The organism is Sphingobacterium sp. Mn56C, from assembly GCF_049319645.1.
Taxonomy (GTDB): Bacteria; Bacteroidota; Bacteroidia; order Sphingobacteriales; family Sphingobacteriaceae; genus Sphingobacterium.
In genome coordinates this window covers 1,568,956-1,585,629 of the sequence record NZ_JBMOUC010000001.1, presented here as the reverse complement: position 1 = coordinate 1,585,629, position 16,674 = coordinate 1,568,956, and the positions used below count along the sequence as shown (strand labels likewise).

At 41.5% G+C, this 16,674-nt stretch carries 17 protein-coding genes; 12 read left to right on the top strand and 5 right to left on the bottom strand.

All coding sequences use genetic code 11. The features are described 5' to 3' along the window. The gene (locus ACL9RF_RS06695) at positions 1-879 is read right to left on the bottom strand and encodes an AraC family transcriptional regulator (RefSeq protein WP_422799828.1); all 879 of its coding nucleotides are present in this window, start codon (positions 877-879) and stop codon (positions 1-3) included. Between the two features lie 143 nt (positions 880-1,022). Here ACL9RF_RS06695 and fucP point away from each other — a divergent pair, with 143 nt between their 5' ends. The 8 genes from fucP (at position 1,023) to ACL9RF_RS06655 (ending at position 8,625) form a co-directional block, all read left to right on the top strand. Then, the gene (fucP, locus tag ACL9RF_RS06690; protein WP_422799827.1) at positions 1,023-2,297 is read left to right on the top strand and encodes an L-fucose:H+ symporter permease; all 1,275 of its coding nucleotides are present in this window, start codon (positions 1,023-1,025) and stop codon (positions 2,295-2,297) included. Positions 2,298-2,302: 5 nt separating this feature from the next. Then, the gene (locus tag ACL9RF_RS06685; protein ID WP_422799826.1) at positions 2,303-2,635 is read left to right on the top strand and encodes an L-rhamnose mutarotase; all 333 of its coding nucleotides are present in this window, start codon (positions 2,303-2,305) and stop codon (positions 2,633-2,635) included. Next, positions 2,635-4,299 (top strand): UxaA family hydrolase, encoded by a 1,665-nt coding sequence (locus tag ACL9RF_RS06680; protein ID WP_422799825.1) that lies wholly within the window; start codon positions 2,635-2,637, stop codon positions 4,297-4,299. Before ACL9RF_RS06685 ends, ACL9RF_RS06680 begins: the two co-directional genes overlap by 1 nt. 32 nt (positions 4,300-4,331) lie before the next feature. Beyond that, a complete protein-coding gene (locus tag ACL9RF_RS06675) occupies positions 4,332-5,096 on the top strand; it encodes an SDR family NAD(P)-dependent oxidoreductase (protein WP_422799824.1) in 765 nt (254 codons plus the stop codon). An 82-nt stretch (positions 5,097-5,178) separates the two neighbouring features. Beyond that, positions 5,179-6,033, top strand: a complete 855-nt coding sequence (locus tag ACL9RF_RS06670; protein ID WP_422799823.1) for a fumarylacetoacetate hydrolase family protein — start codon at positions 5,179-5,181, stop codon at positions 6,031-6,033. Positions 6,034-6,039: 6 nt separating this feature from the next. Further along, positions 6,040-6,870 (top strand): amidohydrolase family protein, encoded by an 831-nt coding sequence (locus ACL9RF_RS06665; protein WP_422799822.1) that lies wholly within the window; start codon positions 6,040-6,042, stop codon positions 6,868-6,870. Positions 6,871-6,884: 14 nt separating this feature from the next. Further along, on the top strand, positions 6,885-7,673 hold the full coding sequence (locus ACL9RF_RS06660) for an SDR family oxidoreductase (RefSeq protein ID WP_422799821.1): 789 nt from the start codon (positions 6,885-6,887) through the stop codon (positions 7,671-7,673). Between the two features lie 178 nt (positions 7,674-7,851). Then, positions 7,852-8,625, top strand: a complete 774-nt coding sequence (locus tag ACL9RF_RS06655) for a DUF3050 domain-containing protein (RefSeq protein WP_422799820.1) — start codon at positions 7,852-7,854, stop codon at positions 8,623-8,625. A gap of 64 nt (positions 8,626-8,689) precedes the next feature. Here the strand turns inward: ACL9RF_RS06655 and ACL9RF_RS06650 are convergent, their stop codons facing one another. Next, on the bottom strand, positions 8,690-9,274 hold the full coding sequence (locus ACL9RF_RS06650; protein WP_422799819.1) for a methyltransferase domain-containing protein: 585 nt from the start codon (positions 9,272-9,274) through the stop codon (positions 8,690-8,692). An 11-nt stretch (positions 9,275-9,285) separates the two neighbouring features. Then, entirely contained in the window at positions 9,286-10,698 is a 1,413-nt protein-coding gene (locus ACL9RF_RS06645; protein WP_422799818.1) for an MBL fold metallo-hydrolase, read from the bottom strand. A gap of 250 nt (positions 10,699-10,948) precedes the next feature. Between ACL9RF_RS06645 and ACL9RF_RS06640 the strand changes: the two genes are divergently transcribed. Then, on the top strand, positions 10,949-11,665 hold the full coding sequence (locus tag ACL9RF_RS06640) for a DsbA family oxidoreductase (RefSeq protein ID WP_422799817.1): 717 nt from the start codon (positions 10,949-10,951) through the stop codon (positions 11,663-11,665). A gap of 59 nt (positions 11,666-11,724) precedes the next feature. On the opposite strand, the gene ACL9RF_RS06635 is transcribed toward ACL9RF_RS06640, so the two are convergent. Further along, positions 11,725-12,105, bottom strand: a complete 381-nt coding sequence (locus ACL9RF_RS06635) for a diacylglycerol kinase family protein (protein ID WP_422799816.1) — start codon at positions 12,103-12,105, stop codon at positions 11,725-11,727. 191 nt (positions 12,106-12,296) lie between these two features. Between ACL9RF_RS06635 and ACL9RF_RS06630 the strand changes: the two genes are divergently transcribed. Next, positions 12,297-13,403 (top strand): AI-2E family transporter, encoded by a 1,107-nt coding sequence (locus tag ACL9RF_RS06630; protein WP_422799815.1) that lies wholly within the window; start codon positions 12,297-12,299, stop codon positions 13,401-13,403. Between the two features lie 46 nt (positions 13,404-13,449). Beyond that, the gene (locus ACL9RF_RS06625) at positions 13,450-14,016 is read left to right on the top strand and encodes a hypothetical protein (protein ID WP_422799814.1); all 567 of its coding nucleotides are present in this window, start codon (positions 13,450-13,452) and stop codon (positions 14,014-14,016) included. A 65-nt stretch (positions 14,017-14,081) separates the two neighbouring features. Here the strand turns inward: ACL9RF_RS06625 and ACL9RF_RS06620 are convergent, their stop codons facing one another. After that, positions 14,082-15,434 carry a WG repeat-containing protein gene (locus ACL9RF_RS06620; protein ID WP_422799813.1) on the bottom strand — a complete coding sequence of 451 codons (1,353 nt, stop codon included), beginning with the start codon at positions 15,432-15,434 and terminating at the stop codon, positions 14,082-14,084. 208 nt (positions 15,435-15,642) lie between these two features. On the opposite strand from ACL9RF_RS06620, the gene ACL9RF_RS06615 reads away from it, so the two are divergent. Beyond that, positions 15,643-16,515, top strand: a complete 873-nt coding sequence (locus ACL9RF_RS06615; RefSeq protein ID WP_422799812.1) for a DUF808 domain-containing protein — start codon at positions 15,643-15,645, stop codon at positions 16,513-16,515. The last annotated feature ends 159 nt before the right edge of the window (positions 16,516-16,674 follow it).

The following is a 16,674-nucleotide window of genomic DNA, read 5'->3' as shown; positions in this document are numbered from 1 at the left end:
TTAATGGTTATTTTTTAACAAGGGGATGCTGTTTCTAAATTGAACCGGTGTAGTTCCGATTTGTTTTTTAAACATCCTGTGAAAGCTTACGAAGTTGTTGAACCCGCAATCGAAACAAACCTCCTTTATGCTCATATCACTATACTTTAACTGTCGGCAGGCATTGCTAATTCGTATTTCGGATACAAATTCTATTAAGGTCTTGCCGGTACGTTGCTTGAAATAGCGGCAGAAGGAATTTTTGGTCATTTTGGCTTGTTTCGCCAGCTTATCCAATTCAATTTTCATTTTATAATTATTGCGGATATACTCCATAATATCATTCATCCGCTGTTCGTCGGTGTTGCTGTTTAGGGCAGAGTAGTTTGCACTGACGAGTTGTTTTACAGCTAAGCTGCTGAAGTTATGTAAGGCTTGTAGCAGGTATAGTAACCTATGGGTAGAATTGCTTGCCAAGAGTTCTTGAAAGAGCATGGCCAGCTTGGCACCCTTATGGTTTTTATGAAACAATCCTTTTTCTGCTTTCTGTATTAGATCCTTAAGCTGCTTAAGTTCTGGAAGAAAAAAGAAATCTTTACCGGCAAAATCTTTTTTAAAATGTATCACAATGCAATCTATAGGCAAGGCATTATCGCTGTTATGGACCTCATCAAACAACCAGTAATGGGGCATATTCGCTCCAATTAAAACGCTGTCGCCAGCCATAAACGGCTGTATACAATCGCCGATAAACAAGGTTCCAGATCCTTTATAGATATAAATAAACTCCAGGTGTTCGTGGCAGTGCCACGAATTATGGTTTAACGGGTATTCGTCTCTACGTACCTGGAAGCTTTGATAAATAGCGTTGTGATTAAGGGTAAGCTGTTTTAATTTCATGCTATACTAAAGTATATATTCTTACAAAAATAAGATATTTCCGCCATTATGTTAATATTGTTTATCTATTTGGTAAATACGTTTAGTTTTTAAAAAGGTAATTTTCTTTACTTAGTGCTTTACCAATTTACACCATTGATGATATGACACAAGGGAAGAAGTATACATTTGCCATTATTTTAATTACCTCCTTATTTTTCTTTTGGGGCTTTATCCATAATTTGGATCCCATTCTGATTAAACATTTACGTAGTGCCTTCAGTTTAAGTCACTTTCAAGCTTCCTTAGTCGATTCATCTGTTTTTGTAGCTTATTTTTTCCTGGCAATTCCTGCCGGATTGATTATGCAGCGTTATGGCTATAAAGCCGGCATTCTTGTGGGGTTAAGTTTATTTGCCTTGGGATGTTTCTTATTTATTCCTGCAGCAAATACCATCAGTTATCCTTTCTTTTTAGGGGCTTTGTTTGTGCTTTCCTGTGGCCTTACGATTTTAGAGACGGCAGCGAATCCTTATATCACTGTTTTGGGTGACCCTGCAAAAGCAACACAGAGGCTTAATTTTGCACAATCTTTCAACGGTTTGGCGGCCACTTTAGCCCCTTATTTAGGTGGATTATTGATATTAGGCGATGAGCCGATGTCGGCAGACCAGGTTGCTGCTTTAACAGAGGAGGCTCGATTAGCCTATATACAAGCCGAAACAGCCTTGGTAAAAGGGCCATATCTGGTGCTAGGGTTTATTATTTTATTTGTTGCCCTTTTATTTTTCTTCACCAAGTTGCCGGAAATTAAGGAAGAGGATGATGCTTCCGAAGCAGGTTCCGGGGGCTTTTTAGCAGCCCTAAAGCGGAAGCGTGTAAGCTGGGGCGTGGTGGCGCAGTTTTTTTATATTGGGGCGCAGATTTATGTGTTTAGCTTTCTGTTGGTCTTTGCCGAGGATGCCCTCCATATGTCGGGCAAAGACAGTAAATATTACGCGACATTGGCCGGGTTTTTATTTATGGCAGGTCGTTTTGTAGGTACATTCTTTATGCGGTATATCGCTCCTGCGCGGCTCTTGCTGCTGTACAGTATTATCGCAGCAATCCTTTGTTTGGTGGTCATCAATGGATCAGGCATGATTACCTTATATGCTTTGGTGGGGATGACATTTTTTATGTCTATTATGTTTCCAACGATATTTGCTTTAGGTATAGAAGGGGCCGGAAAGCATACAAAAACGGCATCATCTTTAATAATTATGTCTATTGTTGGTGGCGCTATTATTCCACCATTAGCAAGTCATATAACCGATTTATCGCATAATATACAGTTGTCATATCTCGTTGTATTGGTATGTTTTATAGTGGTGTTCCTCTTTGCGTGGAACAATAGATCTGTACCTGTGGAAGAAGTCGAAGAAGAAATTAATAATTAATGCATATGAGAAGATATGGTTTAGCCTTGGATTTACAGGATGATCCTGTTCTGATAGCCGAATATGAAGCCTACCACCGTGCGGTATGGCCGGAGATAAAAGCCGCTATCACAGCCTCTGGAATTGAACAAATGGAGATCTATCGTTTTGGAAACCGCTTGTTTATGCTGATGGATGTAAACGATACATTTAGTTTTGAGGCTAAGGCTGCATCGGATGCTAAAAACGACAAGGTGCAGGAGTGGGAGCAGCTGATGTGGAAGTACCAGCAAGCTTTACCGGGCGCTAAACCGGGTGAAAAATGGGTGATAATGGATAAGATTTTTGAGCTAATATAATGATAAGAGAGAAGTTAATGTTCGTGCAGATTCATCCAAAGGATAATGTTTTGGTTGCCTTGCGTGATCTGCCTAAAGGATTTGAAGTAAATTTTGCTGGTAAAACGTTTGCTTTGTTGCAAGATGTGGCTGCCAAACATAAGTTTACCATAGATGCCATGCCTAAAGATGCGGAAGTATTTATGTATGGTGTTCTGGTTGGAAAGGTGAATTTTGACCTACAGCAGGGGGCACTTATTGATGTGGATAATTTAAGACATGCTTCGGATGATTTTAAGCTGGGTACCCGTAAGCTGGCTTGGGAAAAACCTGATGTCTCGGCGTTTGCCGATAAAACATTTAATGGTTTTCACCGTTCCAATGGCGCTGTGGGTACGGCAAATCATTGGTTGGTGATACCCTTGGTATTCTGTGAAAATAGAAATGTGCTGACCTTAAAAGCAGCCTTGGAAGATAAGCTGGGTTATCAGGTGGAAAGTAAGGATTACTCGGATGAGGTAGATGAGCTGATTGCCAAATACCAATCCGGTGCTTCTATTGACGAGTTATTGTCTGTTGATCTTTCTTCGGCTAAAGCGAATAAAGCCAAACATCGTTTGTTCCCAAATGTCGACGGGGTAAAATTTTTAAACCACGATATGGGCTGCGGTGGTACACGTATGGACTCTGACGCCTTATGTGGTTTATTGGCGGGTTATATTACACACCCTAATGTGGCGGGTGCTACCATTTTAAGCTTGGGCTGCCAGCATGCACAGGCCTCCATATTGAAGGCTGAAATTGCAAAAAGAGATCCTAATTTTGATAAACCGTTGTATGTCTTTGAACAGCAGTTTGAAGGTACGGAACAGGAGTTGATGCAAAAGGCTATTAAGGCTACCTTTGCCGGTCTCGCTATTGCGAACAAACAGGAGCGTAAACCTGCGGGTTTAGCTAAACTGTGTATCGGTTTAGAGTGTGGTGGTTCGGACGGTTTTTCGGGTATTTCTGCGAACCCTGCCTTGGGTTATCTGTCTGATATTTTGGTAACCTTAGGTGGGTCCGTAATTTTGGCGGAGTTCCCCGAATTATGTGGTGTAGAACAGGAGATGAGTGATCGCTGTATCGATGAAGATACCGCCGAAAAGTTTATGCACCTCATGAAAATCTATAATGCCAAGGCCGAAGCGGATGGCTCTGGTTTTTATATGAACCCTTCTCCAGGAAATATTCGTGATGGGTTAATTACCGATGCGATAAAATCTGCGGGAGCAGCAAAAAAAGGAGGTACATCGCCGGTTGTGGCGGTTATCGATTATCCAGAGCTGGCAAATGGCCCTGGTCTAAATCTGTTATGTACGCCGGGCAATGATGTGGAAAGTACTACTGCGGAGGTTGCTGCCGGCGCTAATATTGTGTTGTTTACAACAGGCCTTGGAACGCCAACAGGAAATCCGATTACGCCGGTAATAAAGATCGCTACAAACACCAAAACATTCGAGAAAATGCCGGATATTATTGATATCAACTGCGGTACTATTATCGATGGTGAGGAGACGATTGAGGAGTCGGCACACCGCATTTTGGATTATGTATTGAAGGTGGCTAGTGGTGAAGAATTACCTAAAGCGGTAAAATTAGGTCAGGATGATTTTATCCCTTGGCGTAGAGGTGTATCTTTATAACAGTATAAATTAAAACTTAAACATTATATAAAATGGCTAAATTAGCTGGTAAAGTAGCGATTATAACAGGTGGAGGTAGCGGTATTGGAAAAGCTATGTCTGAATTGTTTGCCCAAGAAGGGGCTTTTGTTCATATCTTGGATCTTAATGCCGAAGGTGCTGAGGCTGTAGTAAAGGGTATTCAGGAAAATGGTGGCCGTGCGGCTGTTCATAGTTGCAGTGTAGCCGATCAGGCGCAGGTCGATCAGGTGGTGCAACAAATTGGAACAGTGGATATCTTAGTGAATAATGCCGGTATTGCGCATGTTGGTAACTTGGAAAACTGTACAACCGAAGATTTTGAGCGTGTTTTTAATGTTAATGTTAAAGGGGCTTATAATGTATTGCATGCTGTTGTTCCGGTAATGAAGGATAACGGTGGCGGTGCAATTTTAAACCTGGCTTCTATTGCTGCATTGGTGGGTATTACCGACCGGTTTGCCTATTCCATGAGTAAAGGTGCTATCTATGCCATGAGCCTTTCTGTTGCTCGTGATTACCTGAAAGATAATATCCGTTGTAATTCCATTTCACCCGCGCGCGTACATACTCCGTTTGTGGATGGTTTCATTGCTAAAAACTACCCTGGAAAGGAAACTGAAATGTTCGAGAAGCTTTCCAATTCGCAGCCTATAGGTAGAATGGCAAATCCATTAGAAATTGCTAAATTAGCCTTGTTCTTATGTTCAGACGATGCTGCTTTTATCACAGGGAACGATTACCCTATTGATGGTGGTTTTGTTAAATTAAATAACTAGATTTTTAGATAAACCAGAGAAGATAGGATTACGGATTCTATCTTTTTGAAGGTTTACTTTGTACTTTTTTTAATTAGTATTCATGAAATTAATACGTTTTGGTGACGCTGGAAAAGAAAAAATCGGTGTTCAGATCGAAGGAAAAAATTATGATGTTTCTGCCTTTGGTGGCGACTATAATGAGCAGTTTTTTGAAAATGATGGCTTAGCGCGCTTAGCAGACTTTGTAAAAGCGAATCGCGATAGCCTGCAAGAGGTACCTGCCGGAACACGCTTTGGCGCTCCTTTTACGCGCCCTTCGAAAATTGTATGTATTGGTTTAAATTATAAAGACCATGCCGAAGAGACGGGAGCGGCGACACCGACAGAGCCTGTAATTTTTATGAAGGCTACAACGGCATTGGTAGGGCCTAACGATACGGTTGTTATTCCTAAAAATTCTGTTAAAACAGACTGGGAGGTGGAGTTTGGTGTGGTTATCGGTAAGAAGGCTTCTTATGTTGACGAAGCAGATGCCTTAGATTATGTTGCGGGTTATGTTTTGCACAATGATGTTTCAGAACGTGAATTTCAAATCGAACGCGGTGGTACCTGGGATAAGGGTAAAGGTTGTGATACCTTCGCGCCTATGGGGCCTGTTTTAACGACCAAAGACGAGGTTGCTGATGTCAACAATGTAAGGTTATGGTTAAAGGTTAATGGGAAAACGTACCAGGATGGTAATACTAAAAACCTGATTTTCTCCATTCCTCATATTGTATCGTATGTGTCGCAGTTTATGACATTACTGCCTGGAGATGTGATATCTACAGGTACGCCTGCTGGGGTAGGTTTAGGCTTTAACCCGCCAATTTACTTGAAAGCTGGTGATGTTATTGAGTTAGGGGCCGACTTCTTAGGCGAGCAACGTCAGGAGGTTGTAGCCTATAAAAAATAGAAAATTATGCGTATAGATGCCCATCAACACTTCTGGTTATATGAGCCTGTAAAAGACGCCTGGATTACCGACGATATGCAGGTAATACAGCGTAACTTTTTGCCTAACGATATTTCAGGAACCTTGAAAAAGAACCATATCGATGGTGCTGTCGTGGTGCAAGCCGATCAGTCGGTGCAAGAAACGTCTTTTCTGGTCGAAATGGCGGAGGCCTATAAAATGGTGAAAGCGGTAGTGGGCTGGGTAGATTTACGTGCCGAAAATATAAACGAGCAGCTTGCAGAATTCGCTAAGCATCCAATTATAAAAGGTTTCAGGCATATAATTGAGGCGGAGACTGATGCCGATTTTTTAATCCGCCCTGATTTTCAGCGTGGCCTGGAAGCGTTGACCCAGTACAACTATACCTTCGACCTGTTGGTAAAACCTATACATTATGCCAGTACACTGGCCTGTGTAGCGGCAAATCCGAACCAGCAGTTTATGCTGGATCATATGGCGAAGCCTAACATTAAAACGCAAGATTTTAACGATTGGGCTTCCTTTATACGAGAGTTGGCGCGTTACCCGAATGTATACTGTAAAGTTTCGGGCTTGGTAACGGAAGCGGATTGGGAGAATTGGTCGGTAGCGGATTTTAAACCATACATCGATCATGCTGTATCTGCCTTTGGTTTAGACCGCGTTTGTTATGGCTCGGATTGGCCGGTAAGTTTATTGGCTGCGTCCTATGAAGATGTTTTGCATGTGGTAGCCCATAGTTTGCAAAACTATAGTCCTATAGCACTGGAAGGCTTTTGGGGTAATAATGCCGTACGTTTTTATCAAATTAAGTAGTAGAAGAGAGTGTAATGAATTTAAATTTAAAAGATAAAGTTGTTATCGTTACGGGTGCTGCTAAAGGTATCGGTAAGGCTATCGCAGTTGAACTTGCTAAAGAAGGGGCAATCCCGGTTATTGTCGGTAGAAAGCAGACGGATAACAAAATTGTGGAAGATGAAATTATTGCTTTAGGTGGCAAGGCATTTTCTGTTGAAGCCGAGCTTTCCAATCCAGCGGATTGCAAAAATGCTGTTGCTGAAACGTTAAAGGCTTTTGGCCGTATAGACGGCTTGGTGAACAATGCTGGGCACAACGATGGCGTTGGCCTTGCTTCGGGTAATTATGAGGCTTTTGTGGCCTCCTTGCACAAAAACTTAATACACTATTACCTGATGGCGCACCATGCCTTGGATGCCCTTAAGCTGGCCAAAGGGAGTATTGTAAATATCAGCTCTAAAACTGCTGAAACTGGACAGGGAAATACTTCGGCCTACGCGGCTTCCAACGGCGGTAGAAATGCGCTAACACGGGAGTGGGCCGTAGAATTACTGCCTTTTGGTATTCGTGTAAACGCGATTATCGTCGCCGAGTGTGCTACACCGCAGTACGATTCGTGGATTAGTACCTTGGATAATCCAGAGGAGACACTACGAAAAATTACGGATCGTATTCCGCTGGAGCATCGGATGACCACAGCTGAGGAGATAGCAAATACAACACTATTCTTGTTATCCAATAAGTCAAGCCATACCACAGGGCAGTTAATTCACGTGGATGGGGGCTATGTTCATCTCGATAGATCTCTTATTAAGGAGTAACTTAGTTTATCTCTGGGGGTAAGAAATGGGTAATTTGAGCCAGTAGGTAAACGAAGGCTTGGGTTACCCATTTTTTGGCTAAGCCGAAAAAGAATAGGAGAGTAAAGGCAATTTCATTTAATTACATTACCGTGTTATCGGTTGTATTAAATTTCAAAAGCCGTATGTATCTTTGCATATGGAAAAAATTCAAGAAACGAATGCTTTCATTCGTGAAGAGCGCGCAGCTTTATTACATCACGCTTTATATAAAAGAATAAATAGTATTTCTGACCTTAAAATATTTACTGAGGGGCATGTTTATGCCGTATGGGATTTTATGTCTTTATTAAAGGCATTGCAGATAAACCTAACCTGTACCCAGGTGCCATGGTTTGCGAGTCCGAACCCCGATGTAAGGTACTTAATAAACGAAATTGTTCTTGCCGAAGAGTCGGATGAATATTTCGATGGGCGCCGCTTAAGTCATTTCGAGATGTATTTGGATGCCATGCAACATATGGGTGCCGATGTGTCCGAGGTTTTAGGTTTTTTAAAAGAGGTGTCTGCAGGAAATTCAATTTTCGAGGTTATTGAAAAAAGTAGCTTAGATTACCGTATTAAAGACTTTTTAAGTTTTAGTTTTTCAGTTATTGCTACGGGAGAATTGCATAAAATTGCTTCTGCCTTTACCTTTGGCCGTGAAGATTTAATTCCAGATATGTTTACCTCCATCTTAACCGAGCTTAAAGCGAACTTTCCTGAAGCTGATTTGGATCGGTTTATCTACTACTTCCAGCGGCATATTGATCTTGATGGCGATGAGCATGGACCGCTGGCGATGAAAATGATCCATTATTTGGGTGGCGATGATGCTAAAAAGTGGCAGGAAATTCAGGAGGTTGCCAAAGAAGCTTTAGTCAAAAGAATAGCCCTTTGGGATGCCATTGAAGCACGTATAACCGGCAAATAAACATAAAAAAGCTGTAGACCTATTTACATTCTACAGCTTTTTTATATTTTTTACTTCTTAGTTCTTACTTTTTATTAAAATTTATAAACAACTCTTTTCCTGCCCTTGCCGGTATGCTGTTGAAACAAGGTGCCAGCGTTTGAAACGTAAAAAAAGGCGCGAATAGAGCGCTATACTCCGCTATCCCTCCAGCAAAAGGGGGGCCAGGCATATCGAAGTTTCTATTAAACAACAAACCTACAAGCTTACCGTTAGGAGCCAGCAGGTTGGCTGCCTGTTGCACATAATCCACTCTTTTTTCCGTCGGTATGGCGCAAAAGAAGGTCTGTTCCAAAAGCAAGTCATAGTGGGCATTATGCGTAAAGAAGTCTTCGCAAATAACCTTTATTTCCTTTATATGCTGATATTTATGCCGAATTTTTTCGGTTGCTGTCTCTGCAATATCAAGAACGGTAATATCGGTAAATCCCAGTGCAGCCAAAGCAGCAGCTTCATGCGCGTGGCCACATCCAGCGATTAGAATACGCGCTGCTTTATGTGGATATTGCTCCATATAGGAAACAATAGCGGGAGATGGTTTTCCAATATCCCACCCCGTGTTGTCCGACTGCCAGCGGTCTTCCCAATAATAACGGTCAAGTTGTTCCATGTCTCTTATGTTTATGCGCCTAGGGTCTTACTTTGGCAAACAAAGTCGGTGCGCGGAGCGCCCGCCTCTAACAACGCCTTATACCCGCCAGCAACTTCTGAAAAATTCCTATACCCGCGGGCCTGTAATATACTGGCTGCAATCATACTGCGGTACCCTCCGGCACAGTGTATATAAAAATGCTCCTTCGGGTCGATATCTGTTATCCAACTATTTATATAGGCTAATGGCTTGCTAAAAGCCTCTGCCACATGTTCCGCTTCATATTCGCCCTCCTTACGGACATCTATTACCTTGGGTGTGTTGCTCAGCTGGTCAACCAGCGTTGTTGCGGTAATTCGGTTTACCGTATCCATCTCTTTCCCTGCAAGAAGCCAACTTTCAAAACCTCCTTTCAGGTAACCTAAGACATGGTCAAAACCGACGCGACTTAACCGTGTTATCACCTCCTCCTCCTGGCCCGGATCGGTAACCAATAGAATGGGCTGATTTACATCGGCAATTAAGTTACCTACCCAGGGTGCAAAATCACCCTTAATACCGATGTTTATAGATTGCGGAATAAAGCCCTTCGCAAAATCCCCTGCATCGCGGGTGTCTAACAGTAAGGCATTTGTGCTTTCCGCACGTTGCGCAAAGGTTTCCGGATCGAGGCCAACAAGGCTTTGGTTTAACACCTTATCCAAGCTTTCGTAACCTTTTTTATTAAGCGCTACATTCATGCCAAAGTAGGCAGGTGGCGGCAGGAGGCCTTCGGTTACAGCTTGTATAAAGGCTTGTTTATTGGGCTGCTTTAAGGCATAATTAACTTGTTTTTGATTGCCCAAAGTATCCACCGTCTGCTGCATCATATTTTTTCCGCATGCCGAGCCGGCGCCATGTGCCGGATAAATGGTAAGGCTATCGGGTAGCGGAAGGATCTTGCCGTAAATACTATCGTACAAGAGGCCCGCTAAATCGTCCTGGCTCATGTTAGCCGCCTTTTGCGCCAAATCAGGCCTGCCCACATCACCTAAAAATAACGTGTCGCCGCTAAAGAGTGCCAGTTCCTTTCCTGCAGCATCGAAGAGCAAGTAGCAGCTGCTTTCCATGGTGTGCCCCGGCGTATGCAAGACTTTTAGCGTTACATCGCCTACTGTAAAGACTTGATGATCCTCCGCGATAATAGCAGCAAAGGCGGGTTGTGCTGTAGGTCCAAACACAATAGGAGCACCCGTTTTTTGACTTAAATCCAGATGCCCGCTCACAAAATCGGCGTGGAAATGGGTTTCAAAAATATACTTCAGCGTAACCTTATCCTGGTTTAAGCGATCGAGATAAGGTTTAGTTTCCCGGAGTGGGTCTATAATAGCAGCCTCTCCGTTTGAGCTTATATAATAGGCACCTTGCGCCAGACAACCTGTATAAATTTGTTCTATTTTCATCCTAATCCCTTCTTTTTAAACGAAATACCTTTGCTGTTGTTTATTATGTCGTATAACAAGAGCCCTTGTCAATGCTTGTTGCAGCAAATATACAAAGGTAAACAAAGGTATAAAGTAACTAAAGTTACACATAGCCTGGCACTAGTCCTAATTTCAGATTATCCTATAAAAGTAAAATTCGATAGATCTGAACTTGAAAAGCTGCGTATACACTTGAAAAGCTATTATATTTACAGCTAAAATAAACCATATGGAAAAGTTCAAGATAGAAGTGTGGAGCGATGTGATGTGCCCGTTTTGTTATATCGGGAAGCGTAAACTGGAAAAATCTTTAGCCCGTTTACCAAATAAAGATCAGATTGAGGTCGTTTGGAAAAGCTACCAGCTAAATCCGGAGTTGGTAACGAATCCGGATATTACTATCGACGATTATCTGGCCGAGCATAAAGGCATGCCTAAAGCGCAGGCAGCACAGCTAAGTGCGCAGGTTGGCGAGATGGCCAAAGAGGAGGGACTGACCTATAATATGGATAAAGCCGTTGTGGCGAACTCCTTCCGAGCGCATGTTTTTGCCCATTTAGCAAAACGCTATGGTAAACAGGATGAAGCGGAGGAGATTTTATTTAAAAGTTATTTTACCGATGGCTTAAACATCGATGATATAGCGGTATTAAGACAACTGGCCGTAACGATAGGTATAGATGCGGTGCAATTGGAGGAGGTGTTATTATCGGGAGAGCTCGATGATGAGGTGAAGATGGATATGCACGAAGCCCGACAGATCGGTGTTCGTGGTGTCCCATTTTTTGTGTACATTAGAAAATATGCCGTATCGGGTGCGCAACCTCAGGAGCTGTTTGAGCAAACGATACAGCAGGCCTTGGAAGATTGGTCGAAGGGAAACACCCTGCAGGAACTTAAAACAGATACGGACGCCGCATCCTGCGGGATCGAAGGTTGCGATTAGGCAGGTATTTAAATGTAGTACGCCATTGTCCTGCATTGGTTTTTAGTCTTTTAAATAGCCTAAACAAGCATCGCGTACAATTTCGGGATAAAAATCAATACAGCGATTAGTAACGCTGTTAGGGCAGCGATCAATACGCCCGCAGCAGCGAGGTCTTTGACCTTTTTAATCCCTGTATTGTGTTCCGGGCATGTATAATCGGCCAAAGCTTCGATGGCGCTGTTTAAAGCCTCGGCAGCAGATACAAAGCCAATACTCAGGATAATGGCGATCCACTCGTTTTGGCTTAGCTGTAGCATATAGCCAAGTGCCAGCACCACACAGGCGGCTACTGCGTGTATACGGGCATTATGTTCTTCGCGTAGCAGTATTTTGAGGCCATTAAAAGCATAAACTAAACTTTGCAGGCGCGCGGTTAAATTAAATCTTCTGGAACGCATGGTTTCATATTTAAGGGTAAGGCTTCTTACGTTTTATGTCCTATAAAACTATGGATTATTTTATTTTTGTAAAGCAGGCTTTCGATTTTACGCTACAGTGCAATTCAAATTCTATATTTATTGCAAATTAATTAAACAAAAACGCATTTCAGTAGTTTAATCTTTTAAACGATATTATTAACATTATTACCATGCATAAATTTTTAACCTTACCTTTTTATGTCAAGTTTGCGTGTACGCTAATAAGTATTATTGCATTAGTTTATATCGCTAAAATTGGGCAGACGATTATTGCTCCTTTAATACTAGGAAGTTTAATCGCTCTACTCTTACTCCCATTTGCACGTTTTATGGAAAACAAGTTACGTTTTCCGCGCACCTTGGCGGCAATTGTCGCTTTGCTGCTGTTTACCACATTAGTGATAGGCGTCTTTACCTTAATAGGATCGCAGTTAACGCACATGAAAGAAGATTGGCCTGCTTTTGAACAGCAGATCGTAAATGGCATTAAGCAGCTACAAAAATGGGTGGAAACGACCTTTCATATCAATTACAGTGAGCAGATGAATTATATTACCGATACAGCAACCAAATCCATAGGGCAGGGCACCGCCATATTAGGTATAGCGCTGTTGTCGGTATCATCGTTGTTTGTACTCTTGGTATTCACATTTTTGTATACATTTTTTATACTTATCTATCGCTCCCACATTGTGCGTTTTTTTCTGCTACTAAATAATCAGTCGCATCATAACGTAGTAATGGATATTGTGATGCAGATACAATATGTCGTTAAGCGTTACCTAATAGGTCTGGTTATACAAATGTTTATTGTCGCAGCATTAACTTTTATTGCTTTAAGTATTATAGGAATAAAATACAGCTTAATGCTAGCGATTATTACTGGGGTATTAAATGTGCTACCCTATATTGGTATTTTCACATCAATGCTGATTGTATCGATTATCGCATTTGCCACATCCTCGTTGACTCATGTATTATTTGTGGTCCTGGCCATGGTTTTAGTACACGTTGTCGATGGAAATTTTGTTGTACCTAAAATTGTAGGTTCTAAAGTGCAGATAAATTCGTTGTTTGCTATGCTGGCCATCATTGTGGGCGAGATGTTGTGGGGTATATCGGGGATGTTTTTGGCAATTCCAGTATTAGCGATCTGTAAAATAATCTTCGACCGAATTAAAGATCTTAAACCTTGGGGATACCTGTTGGGCGAAGAAGAGCAGGATAAAAAACAATTTATTTCGATATTGGAGATCCATAATGAAGACAAAAAATAGATCTATTTTCCTTACCTTGGCGCCATAAAATTATAGATTTTGCGACATGATTAAAAATTGTATTGTAGCCCTATTTTTGTTTTCTACAAGCATGAGCAGCAAGGCTCAGGAGCTTAAAGTTAGAGTTTTTCAAGATAATAAGGAGGTGGTAGCAGAAAATGATACCTATACATTAAGTAAAAAAACATTTGCCTTCCAAATTGAGAGCAAAGGTGCAGAAGGTTTTCTTGTCGGCGCTACAACAGATGAGGATGTATACAAATCCGCTCTTGGCGAAGCTGATTTAGAGGTAGCTTGGTTTGAAAATACGGGGATGGCCGAAAGCCTATTCAATGCGGAGAAGCGGATGTTTATTTGCAATGATGCCCCCAGCTATTGGTATTTTAGCTCCGCAAAAGATCACCGTATGGACCCAAATCCAAAAGGAGATGCCACAAATTGGGTAGGCCGACGTAGCATTCAAGGTTTTGATATTATTGAAGAAGATAGAGCCATCTCCGTAAAAGATCTTAGGAAGCCTCTGTTTCTGCTGTTTTATGCGCCAACATATGACGCGGACTACAACCTCATCGATAAGAAAATTCTATTTAAAGCGGTGTTAAACTGGAAATAAAAAAAATGAGGTGTCCAAAAAAGACACCTCATTTTTTTCTTAAAAGCTCCATACAGGATAGTAGCCTATTCCTTTATTCTTTGACCTTTGGTATCAATCTGATAGATATTTTCCATTTCCTCGTCTTCCGTTACGGTCGATTGGCCGTCTGCAAAAGAGCTGGCGAATGTAAATTTAAAAGGAATGACAGTTTTTCCTTTCTCGTCGATAAAGCCATATTTACCATCTTTATGCGCTAAAATTAGGTTACTATCATTCGATAAAGACAGCAACTCGAAACCACCGGCAACACGTTTGTTATCCGCTATGGTATACAAATCGTAGGTTATCCCATCTACCACGGTAAAGGAAAGCTTGTTATGTTCCGAGATCATTTCATACTGCGCTGGTACCACCACCTTTTGTTTGGTATCAATAATACCATACTTTCCGGCCTTAGAAAAAATAGCATAACCCTGGTTAAAGAAATTTAAGGACTCATATTTTGCGGGGATAAAAACTTTACCTTGCGCATCCAATAAACCATAATTTTCATTATCCGAGTATAAGTATTGTTTCGAGTTTTCGTCATAGCTTAAGAATTCAAACTTAAAAGGAATAACGACCTTCCCACTTTTATTTATAGCACCATACATTTGGTTCGTGTCGATGGCGACAGAAATATCATCGCTAAAATAGCCGATATGCGAATAGATTGGCAGCGTTAAGGCATTACCCTCTTCATCCTGCAAGCCATAAAGCTGACCACTGTCATCGCTGTATAAACTGCGGTCTTCGGCAACATTTAAATCGCCATAATCATCGTCGAATGTTGTTTCGGTATAGTCCGCCGGAATTTCGAAGGCACTATCCGGAAGATTGTCTTGTACAACCTTACTCGCAACAATACCATTACCATCTGTAGTGAGCTCCAATGCAGCCCCTGGAATACGCTTTAAAAATGAAAACTCTCCCCAATACAAGTTGGGCACCTCGGTAGTATACCAAATATGGATTTCCCGATCTGCCTCCACAGCGGCTGCATCCTCGTCGGTATCCTCGTCGCTTGGTATACTAATTTTGGCAAGTTTACACGTATACCCTGCGATTTTTTTGCTGCTGTTGGGTACAAAATCAACGGTTAAATTAGCCCATTCATCCTCCTCCGTACCATCGTATACCGTAGCATAGGTTTCGTCTGTAGGCATTAAAACATGGGCTGTTTGTTGGGCTCTATTTGCGATATAAATACCGTTAGACTCCTCTAAAGGTACCACACGAAACGCATTTTTATTGGTCCAAGCTTTTAAGAAAACAGCATTGTCTTTTGTGTTGGACGATAAAACCTGATATTCAATACGAAAGGTTTTCGTTGTTTGCGCATTTACAGTGGCACATAGCATCAGCAGGGCCACAAAAAAGAGTGCTAATTTATTCATCTTAGTAGTTTAATTATCTTTCACAAAGATGTGAATAGTTTCGTTACAATTACTCAATATTTTTGGCTATTTTTTTGGATTTTGTAGCCAAGAATTACTTGGGTAGAAACTTTAGTATTTTTATTAATAATTCGTATTCATCTATTAAAAGACGGTTAAAATATTTAAATAAATTTCTATTTTAGTTTCAAATAAACTCAACGATACGATGGCTTCAGGGATATTTACTATTTTGGATGATATTGCCGCATTAATGGATGATGTAGCAGTAGCCAGTAAAATAGCGACACAGAAAACAGCAGGCATACTGGGCGATGATCTCGCTGTAAATGCCGAAAAGGCAACAGGCTTTGTTTCCTCCCGGGAGCTCCCGGTTTTATGGGCTATAACCAAAGGATCCTTGCTGAATAAGGTTATTATAGTGCCGATAGCCCTATTTTTGAATATATTTTTCCCTGTAGCCATTAAGGTAATTTTGGTATTGGGAGGCGCCTATTTAGCCTACGAAGGCGTAGAAAAAATTGTAGAATACGTTTTCCATAGGAAGGAAAAAAAAACTACCGAGGTCACCGAAACATCAGCGCCACTTACCGCCGAGCTCGAAAAGAAAAAAGTGCAATCTGCTATTGCTACCGACTTTATTCTTTCCATAGAAATTGTAATAATCGCCTTGGGAACTGTTTTAAACAGTAGCCTCACCGTGCAGGTGCTCACCGTATCTATCGTTGCATTGCTGGCAACAATTGGGGTATATGGTATTGTAGCGCTTATTGTGCGAATGGATGATGCGGGTTTTAACTTAATAAAACACAGTAAAAATAAGGGCCCCTTAGCAAGTTTAGGACACCTGCTGGTAAAAGCCCTACCCCTCATTATACGGATTTTGGCTGTCGTAGGTACGGTAGCCCTAATACTCGTATCAGGCGATATTTTTGCACATAAGATTGATTTTCTGCATCATTACCTGGTATCCTGGCCCGAGACCTTACGACAAATAACCTTTGGATTGCTGGCAGGTACAATCTTAGTTGCGGCTATGGCTGTAGTAAAAAAAATAATACTGTGGTTTAAAAGAAAATAACGACGAAGATTGGAGAGTATAGGTTGTACTGATAATCTGATAATAGCGAGAGGAATACAACCGAAATATAGTATCTATTCGCGGCGGAAATGTAGGGGAGAATACGGCATTTTTCGGAGCCAATAACTTTTCCTGAACGGCAGATATGCGGTTTTTTAC